Origin of the sequence: Shewanella sp. Pdp11 (assembly GCF_002838165.1) — a bacterium.
In the GTDB taxonomy this organism is placed as follows: Bacteria; Pseudomonadota; Gammaproteobacteria; order Enterobacterales; family Shewanellaceae; genus Shewanella; species Shewanella hafniensis.
The window spans coordinates 2,258,822-2,284,527 of record NZ_CP015194.1 but is presented as its reverse complement, the minus strand read 5'-3'; the positions used below and the strand labels follow the sequence as shown (position 1 = coordinate 2,284,527).

The following is a 25,706-nucleotide window of genomic DNA, read 5'->3' as shown; positions in this document are numbered from 1 at the left end:
CAATTTAATGAGCCTCTTTGATTGATATGGCAGCCAAATGACTGAAATTACAACTTTAAGCCAGTTTTTAACCACAGCCAAAACCCAGTTCCAAGTGTATGATCTTGGCCGTAGGGTGCAACATATTGATATGCTCGCGTTTCACCAGATCGAATCTCTATCTACCCCTTATCCCTATCCCATTCAAGGGCATGCGCAATTTGCTATCGTCTTTTGGGATGCGAGTCAGCAACACTTTATTTGGTTTCTAAAACTAGCGTTAGATGAGCAAGGATTACTGTCGCCTGCACCGCGCTCACAATTTATCGAAATGATATTAGCGGCATTAGGGCAAGATCCCACTCAGCCACTCAGTGATGAGCAGCAAGAACGACTCGCAAATAATCCGTTTAACTTCAAGCCAAGCCAGGAAAAACTCGCCGTATTCAACGCGCTTGTTCGTAAACAACTCGGCCAACGCGCGTCATCGCAATACGAATTTGCCGTGCAGTACCTGTCAGGCCAAGTAGCCCCAGCACAATGGCAACATATTGGGATGCAAGGCATAGCCGATGTATGTGCGCGCGCAAATGAATTTGATCATGAGCAGCAGTTAGTATCGAGTTTTGACACCGCCGCCATCGAAGTGCAAATCGCCCTATGTCAGTGCCTTGAGCACTTACTGATTAGCGACACACTCGCCGATAAAATTCTCGCAAAACTTCAAGATGCAGCGCCAGAACACCAAGCCTATTTCCTTCGCGCTTTGGCTTCTAGCGCCAAACACAGCCAAAAAGCGTTTGCGCATCTACACGGCCAATCCTCTTTAGATACCAATGCCCTCATCAGCATTGCCGGACGTAACTGGTCGGTATTAAAACAAGATTCAAGTCGCAGTCTTTACTTAGAAGCTCTGGCACTGCAGCCCCAAGCCTTTTTTAATCAGGTCTTTGCTGATATTGTGGCAATTCCTAGTTTGCGCAATCAACTACTAGGCGAATTAAGAAATCCCAATCGAAGTGTTCAACTATCACAAGCCATAGGTGGTTTGTTTAAGGCAGCTAGCAAATGATGTCAGATTTACTGTTAATTATTGGCCTCGTCGTGATTGCCGCATTCTTTTGGCAACTACGCCAAATGGCAGAGTTGAGCCGTATTTTTGCCGAAAATGAATGTTGGCGACAAAAAGTGCAACTGTTAGCCATAGCAATGGAAACCGCCCGCCCAAGTATTGGCGGCACCACGGGGATTTGTTGGAAAGCGAAATATTTATTTGAATTCAGCACCGACGGCATTAACCAGTACAGTGGCCATATTTGGATGCAAGGTAAGAAAATTCAAAAAATAGAATGGCCTATCTTTCCAGAGCCCGAATGGCAAGAGGCGCCGACAGCGCAGGGGAAATTTGGCGGTTGTGGTACGCAAAGCGGCTGTAGCTCAGGCAAATGCCATTAAGCTTTTATCGACAATGTTGGCTCAAATAAGCTGTTCGCCAGAATTGAGAATAATCAGTTATTCTCTGGTGCTGCAAAATAACTCACTGTAAAAGTTAAAAAAGAAAGGGCGCGGCCCTAAAGCCACGCCCTCCTATTCTCTGTTAAGCTATCCCGCTATTTTTGTGCTCCCTGCACCATCCATGCGTCAATCTGCGTCCTGCTTCATCCCTGCTCAATCCTTGAGGTCCCTGTACTCATGTACTTCCCTATCTCTTGGTCATCCAGTCCCAAGCTTGCTCTTTCCTGAGCGGTTCCATCATCATCCATGAAACGGGTATTGCATCCATTCAATTGCACTCCCTGTGGCATTGCCATCCTATGCAATGAGTCTATCAATCCTTGATAGTCTCCCTTCCTTGGTATTGGCTATCTTTCATCCTGAAAGGCCTATATCCCTATTCCTTAAGTCACATTCCTTAGTCACTGTTCGATCATCCTGATCGCCAACATCCTGTTGCCCGTAACTCCTTCTACAAAATGAATTCTACGCCAACCAACAAAAGTACTCATTGCGGATTATTTAAAATGTTAACGAAAATAGTGAGCTTAACTGATGAAAAATAGACTAACCGGCTGATATAAATAAAAATAATAACCAAAGCCAAGACATAACCACCCCTTTAACTTACAAATTACTTACATACTTGTAAGAGATCTCTTACACGGAGGATGGCAATTCGAATCAAAAGTAAGCAAACGCTAAATTTTCTCCCCTGAAGAACTTATGCATAAACCGCTATCGCTCAAAGTTCGACAAGCATTCTGCATGACCAAAACACAGTCAACACAGAGAGTAAATCATTGGGCAATAAGAGGAGTAGACTGGTAAACATGCTTTACGGTGAGAAGTCTTTAAGCAGAGTTAAGATAAAATCTGTGTGAATAGCGTTATAGCTTCTTGGCAAAGCGAGATTAATGCTGAAAATGAACCAAAGAAAAGGGCGCAACTAAAGTGCGCCCCATTTATCCTTTGTAAGCCGTCCTGCTCGATTTGTGCTCCCTGCACCATCCATGCGTCTGCTTGCGTCCTGCGTCGTCCCTGTAATTCCTTTTCGTCCCTGTGTATCAAACTTGCGTGAGATAACACTCAGTCCTTTGACCTGTAAATCCATTTTACAGAGCCTGTCACTTCCTATGACTTCTTCCTATTGCATCCTGCAAAAATTTTTCTTCCATAGAGTAGTACAAGCTGTTCACCCTTATACTTTATCCTTGTCTCGACACATCCTGTCTCGAGTTCATGCTTAATCCTTAAGCGTGTCCTGTATTCTTCCTGAAATTCATCATCCTGACGATACGACTCACTGTCTCTAATCATCCTTGAAAAGCAATCCTGCTTTTCCTTAGCCTATCCTAGGCGAATGACAGTTTTCCTACCGTCAGCGATTTCAACCATGAAATCTTAATTCGTTGCTTCTTGCGTCCCTTTGGCCTGTTTCGCTTTCCTTGCTATCCATTTGCTTTGGCCATGAGTGAATTCTACGTTAACCATGACTTTTTTGTTCGGCTCAAAGAACGGACTACAAAAGAAATTACGACCGAACAGGAGAAAAATAAACACAAACTAATGATTTAATTAAAAATTAAACCAAGAAGAACAAAAAACAATCAAAAAGAAAACATTATGTCCTACAGCGTTTGTAAGCGATCTCTCACACGGGTATGGGCATCTCACTCGGGCGGCTTTTTTAACGCTTAAAAAAGCCGCGGATCATCTGAGCAAACATCACCCAATCTGCCATAAAACTGTAAAAGGGATACTGAAATGTCGCGGGTCGATTCTTCTCAAATACAAAGTGTCCCACCCACGCAAAACCGTAGCCAACGAGCGGAATAAACCAACATAGCCACCAGGCTTGTGAAACCAAGGCAATGCCAATAAGCAGCAAGACTAAACAACTGCCAACAAAGTGCAATTGCCGGCAAGTCGGGTGCTGGTGTTGGGATAAATAGAAAGGATAAAAATCGGCGAACCGTTTATAAGAGTGAGTCATCTTGTTGAACCGAATAGAATAATAACTGACCATGGACACTGCCGATATTGAGCTCGCCTAAAGAGACAAAGTCATGCTGGGTAAATAATTGCAGATGACTCTCCTGAGCGACAAACACACCAATGCCATCCAAATCCGGCTGCTCATCACACCAACTCACTACCGCTTGGACTAACTTATGTCCGAGTCCTTTATGCTGCTCGTTCGGTGCAAGGGCGATAAACTGCAAAATACCGCAGTGCTTACTGGGTAAGAGTTCGACAATACTGGACTCTTTTTTCATCAAAGCTTGGGTCGATTGCCAGCCCGTACCTAACAACATCTTTAAGCACCAATGCCAGTAACGCCCTTCTCCCAAAGGCACTTCTTGCGTTACCACACAGGCTAAACCAACCAGTCTGTCATGGTCGAACAAACCTATGAGTGCTTGTTTTTGTTGCCATAACGTATTGAGTTCTTCGCGGATCGCGGCGCGCAGTTTTTGCTCGTAAGCGGCTTTATCTGAGGTGAAAAGTGAATCGACAAAAAAAGGGTCATCATGGTAAGCGTTATAGAGGATAGAAGCGGCAATGCGTAAGTCTTCCGCTGTCAAATAGACTGCACGGCAGCCTTCCAAGGTCTCATTATCCATTATTAGTATTCCTTGACTTAGCTCACACTTTTATGAGTAACAATTAATTTACCAAGGAAACAGAAAAGTGCAAATTTTAATCATAGATTGCATTTTTCAATCAGGCGTTTACTCTAAACGAAGGCACTATACTGAAAAGGAAATAATGATGGATACTACGCCAGTAGACTTAAGCCACTTATTCGAGCAACTCGGTTTAGACAGTAGCGATGAAGCCATAGCGCAATTTATTGCAACCCATGATATCGACCATCACATCCATCTAAGCCAAGCGCCCTTTTGGACCCCTGCTCAAAAGAGCTTTATCATCGAAGGCCTAGAAGCTGATGCTCAATGGACTGAGCCCATTGAGCAACTTGATACTCAGCTACGTAAATTATAAAACAAAACTCGCGGGGTTAAATTTTGCTGTAAGCCGTTTCACCCCACCCCACTAAGGCATTGTTGCTCAGCACAATAGGTGTGCATTCGTCCTTGGTGGTTTTTCCATCGCCATTATTACGCTGGGTACGATAAAACAACACTAAGACTTCTTTATTCGATCCACCTTGTTGAGCACTTTGTTGAATGTAGGCTTCACTAAAATCAGCGGTGCCCATTAAGATCATCACTTGGTCTTTGGGCATCCCTAAACTCAGTTTGGTTAAGTTAGTACGGTTTTTATCCTGCACTTTTTCCCAAGATTCGCTGCTATCCCAACCCGATTCGCCATCACCGACATTGACCACACAGCCGCTAAGACCTAAGCTTGCAAGCCCTAAAAACGTGATGGCGATAAGTTTGTTATTCAATTTATGGTTAATCATGTGACATCCTATGTGATTATTATTTTTGCTTAAAAAAGCGATTTAGGCAGGACAAGAAGCAAAATAGATGCCAAATGACAACACACTGTTTTTAAATGAAAAAACTTACACGACCTTTTGAGATTAGTTTAAATCATTCAACAAATTAAGGAATTTTGCTAATTATGAGTCCACTTGACCAAGTATTGGCTGCGGCACGTGCGCTCGAGGCCTGCGGTAAAGTACCGAGCCTTGCCTTAATAAAAACCCGTTTAGGTAGCAGCCTACCTTTACCTATATTGATCCAAGGTCTACAGCAATTTAAATCTATGCCTAAGGCGGATCGCGAGCGTTTAGCCGAGTTGCAAGCCATCAGCCCGACAACCGAAGCCACTGCAACTAACGATACCTTGACGCTTGCACTGCTTGCCGAGCGTCTGCAGATACAACAGACGCATTTTGAACGTCATGCTGAGCAGCAAAAAGCAGAAATAATGCAATTGAAAAACGAACTGCTTGAACTTAAACAACGCATCAACTTATTAGAATCCCAAGGAAAAACCGCTTAATGTTTGTCACTGAACTGCGTTTTGAATGCTTCGCCGACACCACTATCTCTGCCGCCGAAAAAGCCATTAATCAGCTCCTCGAAGCCTATCGAGCTAACGGCCAAATCTTAGGGCGAGAATTTGCGGTCGCCTTTAATGACGGTGAGTTTAGAGTGCGTTTACTGATGCCAGAGAAAAGCAGTTTAGCGCATAAATATCACAGCCCTTGGGTCAAAAAAGCCTTAGTAGAGTTAACCGACGCTAAGCTACTCGCGCCGCGGGAAAAGTTTATCGGTCAGGACATTAATTCTGAGGTCAGCAATACCGACACACCGAGCTGGCAACTGCTGTATACCAGCTTTGTACACATGTGCTCGCCCCTGCGCAGCGGCGATAATCTACTGCCCATTCCCTTATATCGACTTCCAGCAACCTTTAATGGCGATCACAAACGCATTATCCGTTGGCAGAGCGAATGGCAAGCCTGTGACGAGTTACAAATGGCGGCGGCCACCAAAGCAGAATTTGCCGCACTCGAGGAATTATCGAGTCCAGACAGTGATTTATTTCGTAGAGGTTGGGATTTGCGCGGCCGTATCGAATATCTCACTAAAATCCCGACTTATTACTACTTATACCGCGTCGGTGGCCAAGATTTAGCCTCAGAAAAAGCGCGGCCTTGTCCACGCTGTGGTAGTCATGATTGGAAACTCGATGAACCTTTATTGGATATGTTCCACTTTCGCTGCGAGCCTTGCCGCATAGTATCGAATCTGTCTTGGGATCATCAGTAACATCATTTTATCCCGCCAAAGACCTCAACCTAAGAATCAGCCATGCTTAGGTTGAGCGTTCACGCTCAAACTCAGTGTGGTAGAGCGTTCACACTCTGGCTAAACGTGGTTGAAGGCTAAGAGCTCGCCGCAAGATAGCGTCAAGCTCCCGCCAACTAGCGTTTACCGAAGAGGTTTTGCCACATACGTTTAAAGCTGGCAAAAATCCCCGGATGTTCTAATGCGGGCATAGGCAGTTCTTCATGTTTAACGGGCGGTGCTATCCGTGGTGATAACGCCCCAATAAATTCCGCTAAACTTGGCGACAATTGCTGGGTGGGGATCTCACCTGGAAGCTCTATCCACACGCTGCCATCACTGTTGTTGATGGTGAGCATTTTATCGCCCTCATCTAACAAACCGATAAACCACGTCGGTGGCTGCTTGAGCTTTTTCTTCATCATTAGATGACCAATCAGATTTTGCTGCAGGCAAGTAAAATCATCCTCATTCCACACTTGCAGTAACTCACCCGTGCCCCATTTTGAGTCGAACAATAACGGCGCAGAAAAATACTGACCGTAAAAATGATTAATTTCCGGCCACAAAGTCAACTCAAGCGCATGCTCAACATTGGCAAAACTGCCTTCGACTTCGCGTTTCACCGGCTGCCAAGAAACCGCTTGATCAAGATCAGCATGAAATTCGCCTTGAATACACACAGAAGGCTCACCCTGTGGGTAATAACGCGGTAGTTCACCTAAACTCGTTAGGTAAGCTTGATGATAGTTTTGCAAAAATTTATCGAGTGCGAGCAGACAAGACACTTAAGCACAATCCAATTTCAGGTATAATGTGCGCCTATTTTGACATGGAAACAGTATTGATGACACAGAATCACGATCCCTATAGTGATGCGCAAGCGCTTGTTGGCCTGACTTTAGGTAAAGCCACAGACTATCAAGCCGAGTATGATGCGTCGCTGCTGCAAGGGGTTCCACGCTCACTAAACCGTAATGCTATTGCACTGACTGGGACGTTACCGTTTCATGGTGCCGATATCTGGACGGGTTATGAGCTGTCTTGGTTAAATGCTAAAGGTAAGCCTATGGTGGCCATAGCTGAATTTCATTTAAGCTATGAAAGCCTGAACCTGATTGAGTCGAAATCGTTCAAACTGTATCTCAATAGCTTTAATCAGACCAAGTTCGATAGCCTAGATTCACTGCAAAAAACCTTAGTCGCAGACTTAAGTCAATGTGCCCAAGGTGATGTTAGCGTTAAAATCATCGAACCAAAAAGCTTTGGCATTCAGCGTATTATTGAGTTACCAGGCACGTGTATTGACGATCTCGATATTGAAGTCAGCGATTATAGTTTTAATCCTGATTACTTGGAAAACAGCACGGACGATAAGCAAACGGTTGCGGAAACGCTTAATTCAAACCTGCTGAAATCCAACTGTTTGATCACTTCGCAACCCGACTGGGGCAGCGTAATGATCCGTTATCAAGGACCTAAAATCGATCGCGAGAAACTGCTGCGCTATTTGATTTCTTTCCGCCAACATAACGAGTTCCACGAGCAATGTGTCGAGCGGATTTTTGTCGATTTGAAGCGTTTCTGTCATTGCACTAAATTAACCGTTTACGCCCGCTACACGCGCCGCGGTGGTTTAGATATCAACCCATATCGCAGTGACTTCGAGCAACCTGGTGAAAGCCACAGACTCGCAAGACAATAATTAACGCCCATTCGACTAGCAAATTTCGAACTAACGTTTAGCACTGAGACAAAACCAAGGTTAAAAACCGACACTAAGCTCTGAATCACTAGCCCTAGTTGCTAACAAGATTCAGAGCTTTTTCATTTACTGTGCTCGCACTGGCATCGAGCAATAAGTTTCGAAGCCATTGATGACTCGGGTTTTGGGTGTATTTACTGCTCCACACCATATACAAATCAATGGGTCTTGTTTTCAGTGGCATAGGTAAAATTTGGATGCCGAACATCTCGGCGTACTGACTGGCGTACCGCAAAGGCGCTATACCTATCGCCTCACTTTTGCCTACGGTAGCAAACATGCTCAATAAGGATGACTGCTCACTATACATCCTGCGCCTTGGCAACACGCCTTCGGTAAACAAATCCCCCGCAGTAAGATTAAAACGCCGCATATTCAAAAAGACGTGTTTCTCCTCAAAATACTGCTCATGGGTGATGGTGCCTTGGATCCGAGGATGCTGCCGACTGACGATACACACTAAGGTTTCGGTGAAGAGTAACTTGCTCGAGAGCAAACTTTGCTGCGCGGGTTTAATGTCTATCGCCACCGCAACCCGCTCAAGCAAGATATCGCGATATAAATCAGCCTCCTGAGGTGGTGATTCACGGAAAATTACTTCAATGTCCGCATCCTGCAATAACGCCTGCACACCGGTTTGTAGCGCTTCGATAACCGACTCATTGGCATACACATAAAAGCGCCGCTGGCTACACTTTGGGTCAAAATGCTCAAACCCTAGCAATACGGTTTCAATATCTGCCATCGGCTGCTCAAACTTACGGTACATTTCCCGCGCTACCGCTGTCGGCTCAATTCCTCGCCCAACCCGATTAAACAATGACTCCCCGACCCATCCCCTGAATCGGCTGATCGCATTACTGACTGAAGACTGAGTTAAATCCAGTTCATCAGCCGCTTGGGTGAATGAACGAGTACGGTAAACCACCATAAACACGCGCAATAAGTTTAAATCTAACGGCTTTTGTGTCGGCATAAGGGAAAGCACTCATTCACAATATGAATATTACAACCCAAGCTAACTCGAGTTATCTAAATACACAAGCTGTCTATACTCAAACCATCAACGACACTATCTCTCTTATCTGTAGGTAAAATTATGCAAAAATCTTTGATGACATTGAGTATTATCGCAACGTTCTCCCTCAGCGCGACAGCGGCAGAACACGAGCATGAACATATCAGCCTGCACTATCAGGGAAAGCCTGCGACCCAGCAAACTACTGAGGTCAACAAGGCCACAGCAGCCACTCTAAATTACACAGATAAAAAAGCCTTTGAAGAGTTCTCTAAGAATCTCATCGCCGAACTCGATGAACCAACAGCCGCCATTTTGCGCACTGAATTTAGCTTTATCGGCGACAAAACCCCAGACACAGTCAACCCCTCACTCTATCGCCAAGCCCAGTTGAATATGGTGTCTAACGGCTTATACAAGGTCACAGAGGGGATTTACCAAGTTCGCGGTACTGACTTGTCGAACTTAACGCTTATCCGCGGTAAAACGGGGTGGATCCTTTATGACGTGCTGCTCACCAAAGAAGCGGCAAAGTTATCATTGGAATTTGCTCTAAAAAACTTGCCAGAGGGTAATGACTTACCTGTGGTCGCTATGATTTATTCCCACAGCCATGCGGACCATTTTGGCGGTTCCCGCGCCATTAAAGACATGTACCCTAAGGTAAGAGTCTATGGTTCAAATAACATTACCAAAGAAATTGTCGACGAAAATGTTCTCGCCGGTAATGCCATGAGCCGCCGCGCCGCCTATCAATACGGCGCAACATTAGAGCGCAACGAGCAAGGCATTGTCGATGCCGCACTCGCAAAAGGATTGTCCAAAGGCGAAGTAACCTACGTAAGACCCGATATCACCTTAAATGCTAAAGATAAGTGGAAAACACGCACCATTGATGGCATAGAAATGGTGTTTATGGATGCCTCAGGCACAGAAGCCGCCTCGGAAATGGCCACCTATATTCCCTCAATGAAAGCCCTGTGGACGGGTGAACTCACCTACCATGGTATGCACAACATTTACACCTTGCGCGGTGCAAAAGTCCGTGATGCCATCAAATGGTCTAAGGATATCAATGCATTGCTGACACGCTTTGGCGATGATGCGCAGGTTCTTTTTGAGGCCCATTCAGCGCCAGTCTTTGGCAATGCGGATGTAAATGCTTACCTCAGAATGCAAAGGGATAACTATGGTCTAGTGCATAATCAAACCCTGCGTTTAGCCAATAATGGCGTGGGTATTCAAGATATTGGCGATGCGATTCAAACCACTATCCCTAAGGCGGTGCGCGATACTTGGTATACCAATGGCTACCATGGCACCTACAGCCATAATGCCAAAGCCGTGTACAACATGTATTTAGGCTATTTCGATATGAATCCAGCCAACTTAAACCCGCTACCGACTAAGGATGAAGCAGCAAAATTTGTCGAGTATATGGGCGGTGCTAAAGCCGTACTCAAACATGCTAAAGCTGACTATGCTCAAGGCGAATACCGTTTCGTGGCGACGGCACTGAATAAAGTGATCATGGCAGAACCCGATAACGAAAAAGCAAGACAATTACTGGCCGATACCTATGAACAACTGGGTTACCAAGCGGAGGGTGCAGGCTGGCGCAACATTTATCTAACTGGCGCCCAAGAGTTACGCACAGGGATCCAACCCGGCGCCCCTAAATCGGCCTCGGCTGATATTTTAGGTGAAATGGATATCTCGACTCTGTTCGACTTTCTCGCCGTCAAAGTCGATAGTATCAAGGCCGCTGAACTTGGACTGTTAAGGCTTAATGTGATTAACCCCGATACCAAAGACACTCTCTACGTCGAGCTAAGTAACGGTAACTTAAGCAATATTAAGGTTGACAAACCAATGGAGGCCGACACCAATCTTTATATTGATAAGCGTGACATTACCGGGATTTTACTCGGCAAAGTGACCCTCAAAGACTTACTTGCCAACGGCACGGCCAAACTAGAAGGCGATAAAGCGGCATTCGGTAAGATAGCGTCGACCTTAGTAAAATTTGATGAAAACTTTGAAATCGTCCCACTTCCGAACGCGAAGTAGTGACATCAACGCCCTGATAATTCAGGGCGTTTTTATGGAAAAAGATTGACTAGCGTATATTCGCCTTGAACACTTCTAACACTTGGCTGGCGCTAGCGTTATTGGCTAACGTAAAGTACAAATAGCCATCACCACGAAATGCCCTGTCTAATTCAAGCAGTAAATGGGTTTGCTCGGCTTCGCACACCACAGAGATTTCAATCTCACGTATCGTATTTAACCCTAGATTACGCGGCTTAAACTCAAATTCTTGATAACATCCAGAGGTTGAGCGAAAGGCGCGGGTATTCAAGAATCCCTGCTCAACATCGGCCTTATAAAGTACATAACCCATACTAAACATAGCATTAAGCACATGTTCAAGGACTGGTGTAGGCATGACAACCAAAACATCGGTGTCGCTAGGGTCAATCGCTGAATCAATATCTACACCTGTTTGCAGCCAAACTTGACACTGATTATTCCGCACAGGTAACTGAGTAAATGGCGTTTCAGGATGCAACTTACCACTGAAAGGAATGTTGCGCACTTCACCAGCTTGGATCTCAAAAGAGTCGCTTAAACGCCAATTTGCAAGCTTATGATTTTTAAAATAATCGCCATTATCTGTACTCACTTTAACTTTAGTCATTAACGCCAAGTCGAGTCCCGAAATTCTCTGCGCCACATTGCCGCCTTTAACGACGATTGTCGCGTTAAACATTTGGCCCGGCAACAAGCGATTATCTTCCAGTAAAGTATCGACACTCGCGCCGCCAATTCCGACAGAGGCAAGCATTTTTTTAAACATAGGGGTTCCTTATCCAGTGAACCTATTAACTATCATCAACCTAGTTCCAAGTGATTGAGGATAATGTTGTCAGATTAACAAAGCAGAATTAGTTCGCAGAACCTGGCGTTGGCGCTGCAGTTTTGCACTCAAGCAATAATTGCTGGAAATGCGCACCTAAGTCTTGTTGGGCAAATTGCTCGCTCGCAGTCGCCATTTGCTTAAGGCTTTGTAAGGCTTGATCTAAACCTTGTTGCTCAATGAGACTTTTAGCATAGGCCGCCGCATCGGCGCCTTTTTGCAGCAAGCTCGCGACCTGATCAAAACTGATGTCTTGTTCCATCACTTTCTGTAAGTCACCCAGCAATTCTGCCACCTTGGCCGACTCCACCAGCGAGCCCTCAACATTCACTAACTTGCCAAGCGGATCTTGGCTCAGTTTTTCAGCCACGCAGGCCGAAACTGTGCCCGCCGCTGCGCTTTGGGCCACAACATCTAAGCCATTAGCACGAATTTGCTCAACCACTTGCTGCAATTGTGGATCTTGGGCTAACCAAGCCTGCTCTAATTGTTGCTTTTCATCGCCACCAAAATAACCACAACCAGATAGCAACACCAGCATAGTAGCCGGTAACATGCACTTAATCTGTTTCATTGCTAAACCTCATTTAATCCATTCAAATTCAGAATATTATCGGCGTGACTATACCCAGCAATGTTTAACCGAAGATGAATAAAACGGGTTGATAGCAAGATAAGACGGAGAAAGAACCATGGCTAAATGCGATCGCGAACTTCAGCGGTTTATCTGAGTTTACTGGCGTGAAAAAAACACGCACTTTCGTCGTTAATCAGCAACAAGTAAGTACTCTATACTGCTCAGCTGTGCGGTTAACGTTAAAGGAAGACTGGCGTTACCGGCATGCGCTAGGCTAATGGCAAAGCGATACTCCTCGGTCAAACGACCAAAATGTGCCTGCCAATGCACAGGGTCTGCTAAATCCAGTGTGTGTATTGGAATTTGTAGCGGGACTTGTAATGAAATATGTGGATAAACATTAAGCCTCTCTGCTACGCCGCAGGATTGCCTTAATGCGGCATCTTGACAGGATAGCTCAAGCGATTCGACTGCCAGTTGTTCGAACGGCTTTAGCTCAAAGGCGAAAGATTTAAGCGACTGCGCTAAACCGAGTCCCGTGGCCTTGATATAGGACTCCTTTAACGCCCATAAATCGAAAAAGCGCTGCCGCTGACTCGCTTCATCGGCGAGAGCGAGCAAGGCTGACGTTTCTTGGGGAGAAAAATAATGATTTAGGATTGGATAGATATCCGTCTTCGGCCGCGATCTTTCAATATCGACCCCAAATAAACCAGACTCAACGCCATGAAACTGAGCCACACCAATCAATAACCAATCGCCGCTATGGCTTAGGTTAAACTCGAGCCCAGTTTGCTGCCGTAATGCCGTCGTTAAGCTCGGTTTACCCTTAGCGCCATATTCGAAACACCAATCCTGTGGCGATAAATCTGCATAGTGAGATAACACGGCCCGCAGCGCCGCCCTGACCTGTAATCCCTTCATTTGCGCCTTGGGGTCGCGATAACGCGCAACCTTTGCCAGTTCATCCTCACTTAACCAAGACTCGGCGAGTAATGTTTTGGCCACTGAAATATCATGCAGCGGAATAAAAAATAGATCCACATTCACGCCATTTTTGCTAGATGCTAGAGAATCAGTCATTCGAGAGCCTAGCTGTACAAAGCCCTGCGGCTGATGAGTTATCATTGGCTGGCTTTCTGGAGAGCACTTAGCGGCATTCTGTTCAGGATTCATTTATGTGAGTTCATTTATGTGAGTTCATTTATGTGAGTTCATTTATGTGAGTTCATTTATGTGAGTTCATTTATGTGAGTTCATTTATGTGAGTTCATTTATCTGGATTTATTATTGTTCGGGTTCATTTATCTGGGTTCACTACTATCTGACTCATTAGCCATCTTATATAGTCGGATCAGTGCTATATCACGCCTTAGAGCCAATGCCAGAAAAAATCAGTAGCAAAATAAGTGGCGAAATCTACAACGCAATATTTAGTGCAATGCCTAGCCCATCTTTAGCTTGTTTTCAACGCTATCAGCCACACAAACAGTCGCTCAAGTTAGCCGTTTCAGCCGCACAGTTTCACTCATCACAGAGGAGGCTTAAGTCAATATTGGGCTATTTTACCCCGCTAACTCAAAAAAGCGGCCTTTATCGCCGCTAAAAATTTAACTCTTCCACTATCAAAGTATTAAAAAGCCCAAGCGGCCAGCGAAAACCCAACATAACGCACAGAAAATACCTTTACTCAACAAAAGCCAATAAATTCCAGTCCCAGATGATTGTATCGCCCCGAAACCTCAGGTAATCTGCATCCCCATTAAGTGACACAGATGATAAGCACAGGTTTTACTATGAGTGTCACGACATTAGTCATAAATGTCAGTCGTGACTCAGCCAAAATCGCTTATCAGTCCCAATAGATTATGTCGGATGATAATTATTTTTAATGGCAACTCGCGACTCTCAATCTAAAGCGCCGTCTTACGCCCCCAAGAGCACGACTCAAGCGGCGAAAAAAGACAGCGCACCTCGGCATCGAAACGCCACCACCACGCCTGAAATGCGACTCTTTATCCAGCAATCGGATCTGAGCGTCAGCCAGCTGGCAAAAATTTTAAATATCACCGAGGCAACGGTGCGTAAATGGCGGAAGCGTGAGTCCATTAGCAACAGTTCGAACACGCCTCACCACCTCAATACCACGCTCACGCCGATGGAAGAATATGTGGTGGTGGGATTACGCTATCAACTAAAACTCACCTTAGATAGATTACTTCAGGTTACCCAAACCTTTATTAATCCCAATGTGTCGCGCTCTGGTCTTGCCCGTTGTTTAAAGCGCTACGGCATATCGCGGCTCGATGAGTTTGAAGCACCGCAAGTCCCCGAACGCTATTTCAATCAATTGCCTGTGACTCAAGGCAGCGATATCCAAACCTATACGGTCAATCCAGAAACCTTGGCCAAGGCACTGGCTCTGCCAAGTACCGACGGCAATACTGTGGTGCAAGTGGTCTCACTCACCATACCGCCGCAGCTTACTGAGCAAGCCCCAAGCTCAGTGCTATTAGGCATAGATACGGCAAGTGATTGGATTTACCTCGATATTTATCAAGACAGCAATACCCAAGCGACCAATAGATATATCGCCTATGTCCTCAGACATGGGCCGTTTCATTTACGAAAGTTGCTCGTTCGCAACTATCACACCTTCTTAGCCCGTTTTCCCGGTGCCCATGGCACGCCAAAGACAAGCGCGGCTGAACCCCAAAACAAGGTCACCGTATCCAGGTCGACCCGTGGAGACTCTTTATGAGCCATACCCCTTCTGTACCTAATTCTGCAACTGAGTCAAAAAAAGATAAACGACTCAACAAACGCTTAAAAGATATGCCCGTTGCCATCGTCGGCATGGCCAGCATCTTTGCAAACTCGCGTTATTTAAATAAATTTTGGGATTTGATCAGCGAAAAAATCGATGCCATTACTGACATCCCAGACACCCATTGGCGCGCCGAAGATTACTACGATGCCGACAAAAGCAAAGCCGATAAAAGCTACTGTAAACGCGGTGGTTTTTTGCCTGAAGTCGACTTCAATCCCATGGAGTTTGGTCTGCCGCCCAATATTCTTGAGCTGACAGATACCTCGCAACTATTGTCGCTGATTGTCGCCAAAGAAGTGCTCGCCGACGCCAATCTGCCCGCCGATTATGATCGCGATCGTATCGGTATCACGCTAGGCGTGGGCGGTGGTCAAAAAATCAGTCAGAGCTTGAACTCGCGCCTGCAATATCCAGTATTGAAAAAAGTATTCAAAAGCAGCGGCCTGAGCGATGAAGACAGCGAAATGCTGATCAAAAAGTTCCAAGACCAATATATCCACTGGGAAGAAAACTCTTTCCCAGGGTCCTTAGGCAACGTGATTGCAGGCCGTATCGCCAACCGTTTTGATTTTGGTGGCATGAACTGTGTGGTCGATGCTGCCTGTGCGGGCTCGCTTGCCGCTATGCGTATGGCGCTGACGGAGCTGACCGAAGGTCGCAGCGACATGATGTTAACCGGCGGTGTCTGTACCGACAACTCGCCGTCCATGTACATGAGCTTCTCAAAAACGCCGGCCTTCACCACTAACGAAACCATTCAACCCTTTGATATCGATTCAAAAGGTATGATGATCGGCGAAGGTATCGGCATGGTTGCACTTAAGCGCCTTGAAGATGCCGAACGCGATGGCGACCGAATTTATGCCGTCATCAAAGGCGTTGGCGCCTCATCGGACGGTAAATTTAAGAGTATTTATGCGCCGCGCCCTGAAGGCCAAGCTAAAGCATTGGAGCGCGCCTACGACGACGCGGGTTTTGCCCCGCACAGCATTGGCTTAGTTGAAGCCCATGGCACGGGCACTGCCGCAGGTGATGTGGCTGAATTTAATGGCTTAAAATCGGTATTTGCCCAAGGCAACGACACCAATCAACATATCGCGTTAGGTTCAGTGAAATCCCAAGTGGGCCACACTAAATCAACAGCGGGCACTGCGGGGGTAATCAAAGCCGCGCTGGCGCTGCACCACAAGGTATTACCTGCGACCATTAACGTCAGCAAGCCTAATCCAAAACTGAATATCGAAAGCTCACCATTCTATTTAAATACCGAAACGCGCCCATGGCTGCAACGCACTGACGGTACGCCGCGCCGTGCTGGCATAAGCTCCTTTGGTTTTGGCGGCACGAACTTCCACCTCGTATTAGAAGAATACAAACCCGAGCACAGCCGTGATGAGCAGTACCGTCAGCGCAGTGTGCCGCAAACGCTATTATTTGCCGCCGCCAATAAAGCTGCGCTGCTTAGCGAGTTAAAAGCTGCGCTGAGCCAAAGCGTGAATACGAACGCCAATAAGAGCAGCGCTTTGAGCCTGAACGCTATCGCTCAGCAATATCCGCTACGCGCGCTGGCAGACACAGATGCCCGTTTAGGTTTTGTGGCTAAGGATATCGCTCAGCTGCAAGCTCAGTTAAATCAAGCCATCTCTCATCTAGAAAGTGCGCATTTAGAAAGCGGGCACCTAGAAAGCAATGCAAGCGAAGCGTGGCAGTTACCTTCTGGGATCAGCTACCGCGCAAAAGCTTTAGTTACCAAAGATGAATCAAAGAAAGTGGCCGCTCTGTTTGCCGGCCAAGGTTCACAGTACCTGAACATGGGCCGCGAACTCGCCTGCCATTTCCCTGAAATGCGCCAACAAGTGATGGCCAGCGATAAGGTATTTGCTCACCACGGCCAAACGCCGTTATCCAACATCCTTTATCCTATTCCGGCATTCGATGCAGATGCGGTTAAAGCCCAAGAAGCGGCGCTGACTAATACCCTGTTCGCCCAAAGCGCCATAGGCGCGGTTTCAATGGCGCAATATTCACTATTAACTCAGGCAGGTTTTACCCCCGATATGGTGGCGGGTCACAGCTTTGGTGAATTGTCAGCCCTTTGCGCGGCTGGCGTGATTTCGAGTGTTGATTACGTCGAACTGGCCTTCGCCCGTGGACACGCCATGGCGCAAACGCCAAATGATACTGGCGCTCAAGTCGATTTAGGCAAAATGTTTGCCATCATCCTCAAACAAAAGAGTGATATTGATGCGCTCAATAGCTGTTTAGCCCAGTTTGATGGCGTTATAATTGCCAACTACAACGCGCCGACACAATTAGTTATCGCAGGTGGCACAGAACAAACTCAGCTGGCCGCTAAAGCCATTAGCGAACTTGGCTTTAAAGCGATTGCCCTGCCCGTCTCAGGCGCGTTCCATACCCCATTGGTTGGACACGCACAAAAACCCTTTGCCAAAGCCATTGATAAAGCAAAATTTAGCGCGCCAAAAGTAATGCTTTATGCCAACGGCACAGGTCAACTACACCCAAGTGATGGCAAAGCGATTAAAGCAGAATTTAAGCAACACATGCTGCAATCGGTTCGCTTTAGCGAACAACTGCAGGCCATGTATGACGCTGGCGCCCGTGTGTTTGTTGAGTTTGGCCCTAAGAACATACTACAAAAGCTCGTTGAAAATACCTTAAGTGAACACTTAAATGAGCTTTGCCTTGTCAGCATGAACCCGAACCCTAAGGGCGACAGTGACAGTCAATTACGCTTAGCCGCAGTGCAACTCGCAGTAGCTGGTGTGGCGTTAACTGAGGTTGACCCCTATCAAGCCGTCACGTCACAGGAGATTGCCGAGCGTGAAGCGCCATCGGCGATGAACATCAAACTCACCGCCACTAACCACATCAGTGCCGCAACCCAAGCTAAGATGGCGAAATCCCTCGCCACAGGCAGCGTGACTAGCCAAGTGCAATATGTGGATCGCATCGTTGAAACGGTTGTCGAAAAAGAAGTCGAAAAAATCGTTGAGAAAGAAGTCATAGTCGAAAAAGTGGTTGAAAAAATAATAGAAGTGGAAGCGAATCAAGTGGAAGCGAATCAAGTGGCAGCTGTTGAAATGAAACAAACATCCTCAAGCGTGACGCAAGGCTTAAATCACCAGCAACAAGCGACGGCACCGTTGAGCCCAAGCACAGCAAACGTCAGCGGCGATGCGTTAACGGCATTTTTCAGCGTACAATCTCAAGCGGCGCAGTTACATCAACAGTTTTTAGCCATCCCGCAGCAATATGGCGATACCTTCACGACACTGATGACAGAACAAGCCAAGATGGCGAGCCTTGGCATTACAATCCCTGAAAGCCTGCAACGCTCAATGGAAATGTTCCACCAGCATCAAGCGCAAACCCTGCAAAGCCACGCCGAATTTATGCAACTGCAAAGCAGTAGCAGCCAAGCGGCTTTGGCCATGCTAAACAATGCGCCGATTCACTTCACCCCTGCGGTTGCAAGTCAGCCACGAGCAACTGCACCTGTTGCTCCTGCACCTGTTGCTCCTGCACCTGTTGCTCCTGCGCCTGTTGCTGCATCGACAGTGGCACACAATGCCGCACCAGTCGCGGCTCAGGCTGTTGCGACAAGACCAGCGGTTAGCACACCTGTTGCACCTGTCGTGCAAACCGCTCCTGTTGCTTATGCGCCTGCTGCGACAGTACAAGTGGCGCCTGCAGCTCCTGCCGCACCCGCATTAGTCATGCCTGCTGTGGTGATGCCAGAAGTGACACCTGTGGCAACAACAACGAACAGTTTAAGTGCTGAAAAAGTACAGCAAACTATGATGGCTGTGGTGGCCGATAAAACAGGCTATCCCACTGAAATGCTGGAACTTGGCATGGATATGGAAGCCGATTTAGGTATCGACTCTATCAAGCGCGTTGAAATCTTAGGCACAGTGCAAGACGAACTGCCGGGCTTACCTGAACTTAGCCCAGAAGATTTGGCCGAATGTCGTACCTTAGGTGAAATCGTTGACTACATGCAAAGTAAGCTTACACAAAATGACAAATTGCCAGCGGCTGACCAAGTTATAGTTTCTACAACAGCGCCAACAACTCCTGCAGCCAGCGGTTTAAGCGCTGCGTTAGTGCAACAAACCATGATGGCTGTGGTGGCCGACAAGACTGGCTATCCCACTGAAATGTTGGAGCTCAGCATGGATATGGAAGCCGATCTCGGTATCGACTCTATCAAGCGTGTTGAAATCCTAGGCACAGTGCAAGACGAGCTACCAGGCTTACCTGAACTCAGCCCAGAAGATTTGGCCGAGTGTCGTACCTTGGGTGAAATAGTTAGCTATATGAATAGCAAATTACCTGCAGCAGGGGTTATTACTTCGACAGCAGCGCCAGTTGTTCAAACCATTGCCGCGCCCGCCGCCAGCGGTTTAAGCGCTGCGTTAGTACAACAAACCATGATGGCTGTGGTGGCCGACAAGACGGGCTATCCGACTGAAATGCTGGAACTTGGCATGGATATGGAAGCCGATCTAGGTATCGACTCCATCAAGCGCGTTGAAATCCTAGGCACAGTGCAAGACGAACTGCCGAGCTTACCTGAACTTAGCCCAGAAGATTTGGCCGAGTGTCGTACCTTGGGTGAAATCGTTAGCTATATGAATAGCAAATTACCAGCAGCGGTGGCTATTGCTTCGACAGCTGCGCCAGTTGCTCAAACCATTGCAGCTCCTGCCGCAATCGGTTTAAGCGCTGCCTTAGTGCAACAAACCATGATGGCTGTGGTGGCTGACAAGACAGGCTACCCTACTGAAATGCTGGAACTTAGCATGGATATGGAAGCCGATTTAGGTATCGACTCTATCAAGCGCGTTGAAATCTTAGGCACAGTGCAAGACGAACTGCCGGGCTTACCTGAACTCAACCCAGAAGATTTGGCTGAATGTCGCACCTTGGGTGAAATCGTAAGCTATATGAATAGCAAGCTGCCCGCTGCGGGATCTGTTATTGCTACGTCGATTTCAACAGCAAATGTAGTCACTCAAGTTGTAACAGCCGTACCTGCCGCCAGCGGTTTAAGCGCTGCGTTAGTGCAACAAACCATGATGGCTGTGGTGGCCGACAAGACTGGCTACCCCACTGAAATGCTAGAACTCAGCATGGATATGGAGGCCGAACTAGGTATCGATTCCATCAAGCGCGTTGAAATTTTAGGCACAGTGCAAGACGAGCTACCGGGCTTGCCTGAACTCAATCCTGAAGATCTGGCCGAGTGTCGTACCTTAGGTGAAATAGTTAGCTATATGCAAGGCAAGCTAGGCCAAAACGCGGTAAGCCAGAATGCCGCGCCAGTTAGCGCTGTCGTTCAGCCTGAACCTACTATCGATTTACCGCCACAAGATTTACCACCCCATAGTGAGGTGGTGCTAAAAAAGTTGCCAGCGGCGGCTGAGCTAGCGCAACTATCGTCAAAGCAATCAGCGCAACAGGCTCTAACACGCGTTTTTGCTAAAGATGGCTGCATTATCATCGCTGATGATGGTCACAATGCCGGTGTACTTGCCCAGAAGCTGCATGCTCAAGGTCTCAAGGTCGCGGTTGTGCGCTCACCAGAAAGCCTTGTAACTGGTGCATCGCCGCTTGATAGCCATATTGCCAGCTTCACCTTGGCCGCGATTGACGATGCTAGCATTAGCAATGTCATTAATGAGATCAAAAAGTTAGGTACGGTTGCAGGCTTTATTCATCTGCAACCGCAACATAAAACCGCCGCCGATGCGAAAGGTTTAGTGTTGTCCAATGTCGCCAAAGCGTCGGTCGAGCAAGCCTTCTTGTTCGCTAAACACTTGCAACCTTTGTTGGTCACGGGACAAAGTAGCTTTATCAGCGTCAGTCGTATCGACGGCGGATTTGGCTACCTCAACCACAGCCAAATTGCCAATAGCGAATTAAACCAAGCAGCGTTATCAGGCCTGACGAAAACCTTAAGCCACGAGTGGCCAAGTGTGCATTGCCGCGCCTTAGATATCGCGCCCGCACTTGATGCCAAACAACTGGCCAATGCGGTTATCGCTGAGCTATTTGCAACTGATAAGCTATTAGAAGTCGGTGTTAGCCAAGGCGCAGCCCAAGCACTTGAGCGCGTGACCTTAGTGGCAGGCAAGGCAGATATCCGCCACGGCGCAGCGAACTTAACGAGTGCAGATAAAATTCTGGTGACCGGCGGCGCAAAAGGCGTGACCTTTGAATGTGCGCTAAGTTTGGCCAAACGCAGCAAGGCGCACTTTATCCTTGCCGGCAGAAGCAGCCAACAAGCGATTCCCGCTTGGGCACAGGGCAAAAATAACAGCGAACTTAAAGCCGCTGCTATTGCCCACATTCATAGCTTGGGCGAGAAACCCACGCCAAAACAAGTGGATGCCTTAGTATGGCCAGTGCAAAGCAGCCTAGAAATTGCAGCCGCACTAGCAGCCTTTACCGCGGTAGGCGCCAGCGCTGAGTACTTAAGTCTCGATGTTAACAACCCTGATGCGATCGCCAGCACGATAGTGCCGATCACTGAGTTATCACCTATTACTGGCATTATCCATGGTGCGGGCGTGCTCGCCGATAAACACATCCAAGACAAAACCTTAGATGAGTTGGCACGGGTGTATGGCACTAAGGTCACAGGCATTAGCAATCTGCTAGCCGCACTGGATTTAGATAAGCTAAAGCTGGTTGCCCTGTTCTCATCGGCGGCAGGTTTTTACGGCAATACCGGCCAAAGCGATTACGCTATGTCCAACGACATACTCAACAAAGCCGCACTGCAATTGGCGCAGCAACTGCCCAATGCCAAGGTGATGAGCTTCGATTGGGGTCCGTGGGACGGCGGCATGGTGAATCCTGCGCTGAAAAAGATGTTTATCGATCGCGGTGTGTATGTGATCCCGTTAAAGGCGGGTGCTGAGTTATTTGCTAGCCAATTGTTGAGCAACACAGGCGCACAATTGCTGGTCGGTACTGATATGCAAGGCAGCGCACCTCATGACGACAAGCCTAACGAAGTACAAGAAACTAAAGGTAGCAATCTAAAAAAGCCTGAAGCGGATCTGACCACTGACGCGTCGGATCCGCATGCTTTGGCATCAACACTTGCTGCAATCGCTTTCACGCAACCGCTAACACTGCAGCGCACACTGGACCCTAAGGCAATGATCTTTGTTGAAGATCACTGCATTAATGGTAATCCCGTATTGCCGACTGTGTGCGCGATTCAGTGGATGCGTGAAGCCGCCTTTGACGTGCTCAAGCAGCCTGTCAAAGTGCAAAGCTACAAGCTGCTGAAGGGCATTATTTTCGACACTGACGTGTTACAAAATGGAGTGTTAGAAAGTGCAGCCCCCATCATGCTGGAACTTAAGCTAACGCCCTTGGATAATGCACAAGCATTCAATGCCTTAATCAGCTTTGAAGGTCGTCCGCAATATCAAGCTATTTTAGTGGTTGATGACACGGCTAGCAGCTTGAACAAAGCAACTGCTTTTGACGCGCAAAGCTTGGCAGGACTTTCTGCCATCACAACCGCGAGCCGCCTTTACAGCGACGGCACGCTGTTCCACGGCCCAAGACTGCAAGGTATTAAGTCGGTGGTGAAGTTTGACGATGCGAGCTTAATCGCCAAGGTGAGCCTATCCCATGTTGCGTTAGCGGACTGCGGGGATTTTGTACCTAATCTCACGCCTAAAGGCTCACAAGCCTTTGCGGAAGATTTGTTGCTACAGGCAATGCTGGTGTGGGCACGACTCAAATATGGCGCGGCAAGTTTGCCATCAAGCATTGGTGAGTTTATCTCCCATGCGCCCTTTGCCTTTGGCGATAAAGGCCATTTAGTGCTCGAGGTGGTGAAACACTCTGGCCGCGCCCTTGAAGCCAATATCGCGCTATATCATCAAGATGGCCGCTTAAGCTGCGAAATGAGCAACGCCAAAGTCACCATCAGCAAAAACCTTAACGGTGCGTTTTTAGCGAATAAAGTTGCCAATAAAGTTGCGAATAAAGCCATTGAAAGCGTGGAGGCAAAAGTCGAGTGAACTTAGCCTCTCCTTTAACAACGACAAATAACGCCAAGCCACTGCGTATTGCAGTGTTGCTTGGCGATGCGCTCAACCTTGACTCTCACTCAGCCCAAGTATTAGGGAGTTTTGCGGAACATGAAAGCGTTCAGATTTGCGCTGTAGATGCCGACCTCTCGCCAACACATGGGCCGACAGCACATGAGCCAAGAATGCATGAGCCGACATATCATGAACCTAGAGTGCCTGAACAAAGGTCGCTTGCTGCATTATTGAGCCAAGCTGTGGCGGCCATTGAGCAAGGCAAGCTGGTTGAACTTAAATTCAATGATGGCAATCTGCCCCAGTCTTTATATTTGCTCGATGGTTTAACCGCCGCCAAACTGCGCCTGCACGCCCACGGGTTTATTGCGGGCTTTGCCGCAGGCAATGGGGCGACAGGTGACGTGAATGCGGCTGTTGCTAATGCGGCAGCTGTTGCTAATAAGGCATTAGGGGCGGCAAAGCGCAATCCAGCACAAACCGTTCAGCATCAGCTTGTCGCTAACACGCTCAACGAAGCATGTATTGCGCTGCGCCAAGGCGTAACCGCTCTCGCGGCGCGCACACAAGCGCCGCTTTATGGTAAAGAAGGGGAAAATCAGCAAACGGGCTATTGGTTTAGCGACCAACATCAAGCACGGGTGTTGTGTCTAAATCTTGTCGCAAAGACGTCAAGTCAAACGGATGAATCTCGACATCTAAACCAAAGTATTGTGCTGACCCAAGGCTCACAAGTTATCGTGCCCAAAGCCCTTGTTGATAAAAACCGGCTGTTTGTGCCGATAAGTGCTGACAATATTGATGCACTCATAGCGCAACTATTACAACTTTTGCAGCGAGTTAACACTCTAGAAAATAGTACGGGCACACTGGAAAATGGCGCCGGCTTGCACGCTGACTTTCGCGCTGAGCAACTCAAACCTTGGTTTGAACGCTATGATGCCAACGCACCACTGGCATTAGTCTTGATGGCGGCATCGATTGATGATCTGAAACTTGAAGCCAACGCCATGCTTGCGGCGCTTGAAAATGATGCGGTTCGTCATCAGGGTCAAGCCTTTAAGACCCCAGCAGGCAGCTGTTTTACCGCTAAGCCGCTAGGGAATGCAGGACTGACCTTTGTTTATCCCGGCGTTGGCACGGTTTACGCCAATATGTTCAATAACTTGCATGAATATTTCCCCACGCTGTATCACCAGCTAGAACGTGAAGGCGATTTAAGCGCCATGCTGCAATCTCCGCAAATTTATGCAGCAGATGTTAAAACCGCAGCAGACATGAGCTTAAGCCAGCAAGCGATTAGCGGCGTGGGGGCCAGTTATTTATTCACTAAATTACTCACCCAAGTTTTTAATATTAAGCCCAAAATGGCACTCGGTTACTCTATGGGCGAAGCCGCCATGTGGGCAAGCCTTGATGTGTGGCAAACCCCGCACGCAATGATCAACGCCACCGAAAATAGCGATATTTTCAACCATGCGATTTCTGGCGAGCTAACCGCAGTGCGCCGGGCATGGCAGCTTAAGGATAATGAAGCCATAGTGTGGAACAGCTTTGTGGTGCGTTCAGGTAGCCATGAAATCAAGGCATTATTGCCAGCGTTTCCTCGCGCCTACTTAGCCATCATTCAAGGTGATACTTGCGTCATTGCTGGCTGCGAAACAAGCTGCAAAGCCCTGCTTGCCACGTTAGGTAAACGCGGCATTGCCGCTAATCGCGTCACGGCCATGCATACCGCACCCGCCATGTTAGTCCATGGACAAGTACAAGATTTCTATACGCAAGCGCTAAAAGCTGAGGCGCTAAAAGCAGCGGCGCAAGACTCGCCTATTCGCTTTATCAGCGCAGCGCAAACTGCGCCAGTCACCCTTGATAGCACAAGCATCGGCCGCGCGATTGCCGATACCTTTTGTTCGCCACTCGACTTTAGTGCGCTCATTCAACATGCCACTGAGCAAGGCGCTAGGCTGTTTATCGAAGTGGGCGCCGATAGGCAAACCAGCACGCTCATCGATAAAATCGGCCATGCCCATGCCGGCCAAAGCACTGCGAACGCGGCGACAGCCGCCATTGCTTGCAATGCCAAGGGTGCCGACGCGATTACCAGCTTACTCAAGTGTTTAGCTCAGCTGATAAGCCACAGAGTGCCGCTGTCGCTCGCGCCGCTCATTAAGCCATTAAGTGCTAACGCAGCCCCTTTATCATCAGCAGTATTACCACAAGGAGAACCCCAGTGAGTTCTCAGCATTCCC

General features: G+C 47.6%; 18 protein-coding genes. 10 read left to right on the top strand and 8 right to left on the bottom strand.

What is annotated here, in order from left to right:
* Positions 1-37: 37 nt before the first annotated feature.
* Together AYJ58_RS10115 and AYJ58_RS10110 are read left to right on the top strand one after the other, a co-directional pair.
* Entirely contained in the window at positions 38-1,051 is a 1,014-nt protein-coding gene (locus AYJ58_RS10115) for a DUF3549 family protein (RefSeq protein WP_106650012.1), read from the top strand.
* The gene (locus tag AYJ58_RS10110; protein WP_106650011.1) at positions 1,048-1,434 is read left to right on the top strand and encodes a DUF3301 domain-containing protein; all 387 of its coding nucleotides are present in this window, start codon (positions 1,048-1,050) and stop codon (positions 1,432-1,434) included. The genes AYJ58_RS10115 and AYJ58_RS10110 overlap by 4 nt, the downstream gene beginning before the upstream one ends.
* Before the next feature lie 1,729 nt (positions 1,435-3,163).
* On the opposite strand, the gene AYJ58_RS10100 is transcribed toward AYJ58_RS10110, so the two are convergent.
* Positions 3,164-3,469 carry a DUF962 domain-containing protein gene (locus tag AYJ58_RS10100; RefSeq protein WP_106650009.1) on the bottom strand — a complete coding sequence of 102 codons (306 nt, stop codon included), beginning with the start codon at positions 3,467-3,469 and terminating at the stop codon, positions 3,164-3,166.
* Positions 3,453-4,100: a GNAT family N-acetyltransferase gene (locus AYJ58_RS10095; RefSeq protein WP_106650008.1), complete on the bottom strand. Its 648-nt coding sequence runs from the start codon at positions 4,098-4,100 to the stop codon at positions 3,453-3,455. Before AYJ58_RS10095 ends, AYJ58_RS10100 begins: the two co-directional genes overlap by 17 nt.
* A gap of 148 nt (positions 4,101-4,248) precedes the next feature.
* Here AYJ58_RS10095 and AYJ58_RS10090 point away from each other — a divergent pair, with 148 nt between their 5' ends.
* Positions 4,249-4,482, top strand: a complete 234-nt coding sequence (locus tag AYJ58_RS10090; protein WP_106650007.1) for a DUF2789 domain-containing protein — start codon at positions 4,249-4,251, stop codon at positions 4,480-4,482.
* Between the two features lie 16 nt (positions 4,483-4,498).
* Here the strand turns inward: AYJ58_RS10090 and AYJ58_RS10085 are convergent, their stop codons facing one another.
* Positions 4,499-4,906, bottom strand: coding sequence for a DUF3192 domain-containing protein (locus AYJ58_RS10085; protein WP_106650006.1), 408 nt, complete (start codon positions 4,904-4,906; stop codon positions 4,499-4,501).
* 164 nt (positions 4,907-5,070) lie between these two features.
* Between AYJ58_RS10085 and AYJ58_RS10080 the strand changes: the two genes are divergently transcribed.
* Both AYJ58_RS10080 and AYJ58_RS10075 read left to right on the top strand, forming a co-directional pair.
* Positions 5,071-5,454, top strand: a complete 384-nt coding sequence (locus AYJ58_RS10080; protein ID WP_106650005.1) for a hypothetical protein — start codon at positions 5,071-5,073, stop codon at positions 5,452-5,454.
* On the top strand, positions 5,454-6,227 hold the full coding sequence (locus tag AYJ58_RS10075) for a Zn-ribbon-containing protein (RefSeq protein ID WP_106650004.1): 774 nt from the start codon (positions 5,454-5,456) through the stop codon (positions 6,225-6,227). Before AYJ58_RS10080 ends, AYJ58_RS10075 begins: the two co-directional genes overlap by 1 nt.
* Before the next feature lie 155 nt (positions 6,228-6,382).
* Here AYJ58_RS10075 and syd read toward each other — a convergent pair whose 3' ends face one another.
* Complete coding sequence (syd, locus tag AYJ58_RS10070) at positions 6,383-7,033, bottom strand: SecY-interacting protein (RefSeq protein ID WP_106650003.1); 651 nt, start codon at positions 7,031-7,033, stop codon at positions 6,383-6,385.
* A gap of 59 nt (positions 7,034-7,092) precedes the next feature.
* Here syd and queF point away from each other — a divergent pair, with 59 nt between their 5' ends.
* On the top strand, positions 7,093-7,950 hold the full coding sequence (gene queF / locus AYJ58_RS10065; protein WP_106650002.1) for an NADPH-dependent 7-cyano-7-deazaguanine reductase QueF: 858 nt from the start codon (positions 7,093-7,095) through the stop codon (positions 7,948-7,950).
* A gap of 94 nt (positions 7,951-8,044) precedes the next feature.
* Here the strand turns inward: queF and AYJ58_RS10060 are convergent, their stop codons facing one another.
* Positions 8,045-8,986: a LysR family transcriptional regulator gene (locus tag AYJ58_RS10060; protein ID WP_106650001.1), complete on the bottom strand. Its 942-nt coding sequence runs from the start codon at positions 8,984-8,986 to the stop codon at positions 8,045-8,047.
* A gap of 123 nt (positions 8,987-9,109) precedes the next feature.
* Here AYJ58_RS10060 and AYJ58_RS10055 point away from each other — a divergent pair, with 123 nt between their 5' ends.
* Positions 9,110-11,098 (top strand): alkyl/aryl-sulfatase, encoded by a 1,989-nt coding sequence (locus tag AYJ58_RS10055; protein WP_106650000.1) that lies wholly within the window; start codon positions 9,110-9,112, stop codon positions 11,096-11,098.
* A gap of 49 nt (positions 11,099-11,147) precedes the next feature.
* Here the strand turns inward: AYJ58_RS10055 and AYJ58_RS10050 are convergent, their stop codons facing one another.
* The 3 genes from AYJ58_RS10050 to AYJ58_RS10040 all read right to left on the bottom strand — a co-directional run bounded on the left by AYJ58_RS10050 (position 11,148) and on the right by AYJ58_RS10040 (position 13,608).
* Complete coding sequence (locus AYJ58_RS10050; protein ID WP_106649999.1) at positions 11,148-11,888, bottom strand: sporulation protein; 741 nt, start codon at positions 11,886-11,888, stop codon at positions 11,148-11,150.
* Between the two features lie 88 nt (positions 11,889-11,976).
* The gene (locus tag AYJ58_RS10045) at positions 11,977-12,522 is read right to left on the bottom strand and encodes a hypothetical protein (protein WP_106649998.1); all 546 of its coding nucleotides are present in this window, start codon (positions 12,520-12,522) and stop codon (positions 11,977-11,979) included.
* Between the two features lie 192 nt (positions 12,523-12,714).
* Complete coding sequence (locus AYJ58_RS10040) at positions 12,715-13,608, bottom strand: 4'-phosphopantetheinyl transferase family protein (RefSeq protein WP_232790878.1); 894 nt, start codon at positions 13,606-13,608, stop codon at positions 12,715-12,717.
* 808 nt (positions 13,609-14,416) lie between these two features.
* Between AYJ58_RS10040 and AYJ58_RS10035 the strand changes: the two genes are divergently transcribed.
* The 3 genes from AYJ58_RS10035 to AYJ58_RS10025 are packed head-to-tail and all read left to right on the top strand — an operon-like array spanning position 14,417 to position 25,691.
* A complete protein-coding gene (locus AYJ58_RS10035; protein WP_106649996.1) occupies positions 14,417-15,286 on the top strand; it encodes a helix-turn-helix domain-containing protein in 870 nt (289 codons plus the stop codon).
* Entirely contained in the window at positions 15,283-23,430 is an 8,148-nt protein-coding gene (locus AYJ58_RS10030) for a type I polyketide synthase (RefSeq protein WP_106649995.1), read from the top strand. Before AYJ58_RS10035 ends, AYJ58_RS10030 begins: the two co-directional genes overlap by 4 nt.
* Positions 23,427-25,691, top strand: coding sequence for a PfaB family protein (locus tag AYJ58_RS10025; protein WP_106649994.1), 2,265 nt, complete (start codon positions 23,427-23,429; stop codon positions 25,689-25,691). Before AYJ58_RS10030 ends, AYJ58_RS10025 begins: the two co-directional genes overlap by 4 nt.
* The last annotated feature ends 15 nt before the right edge of the window (positions 25,692-25,706 follow it).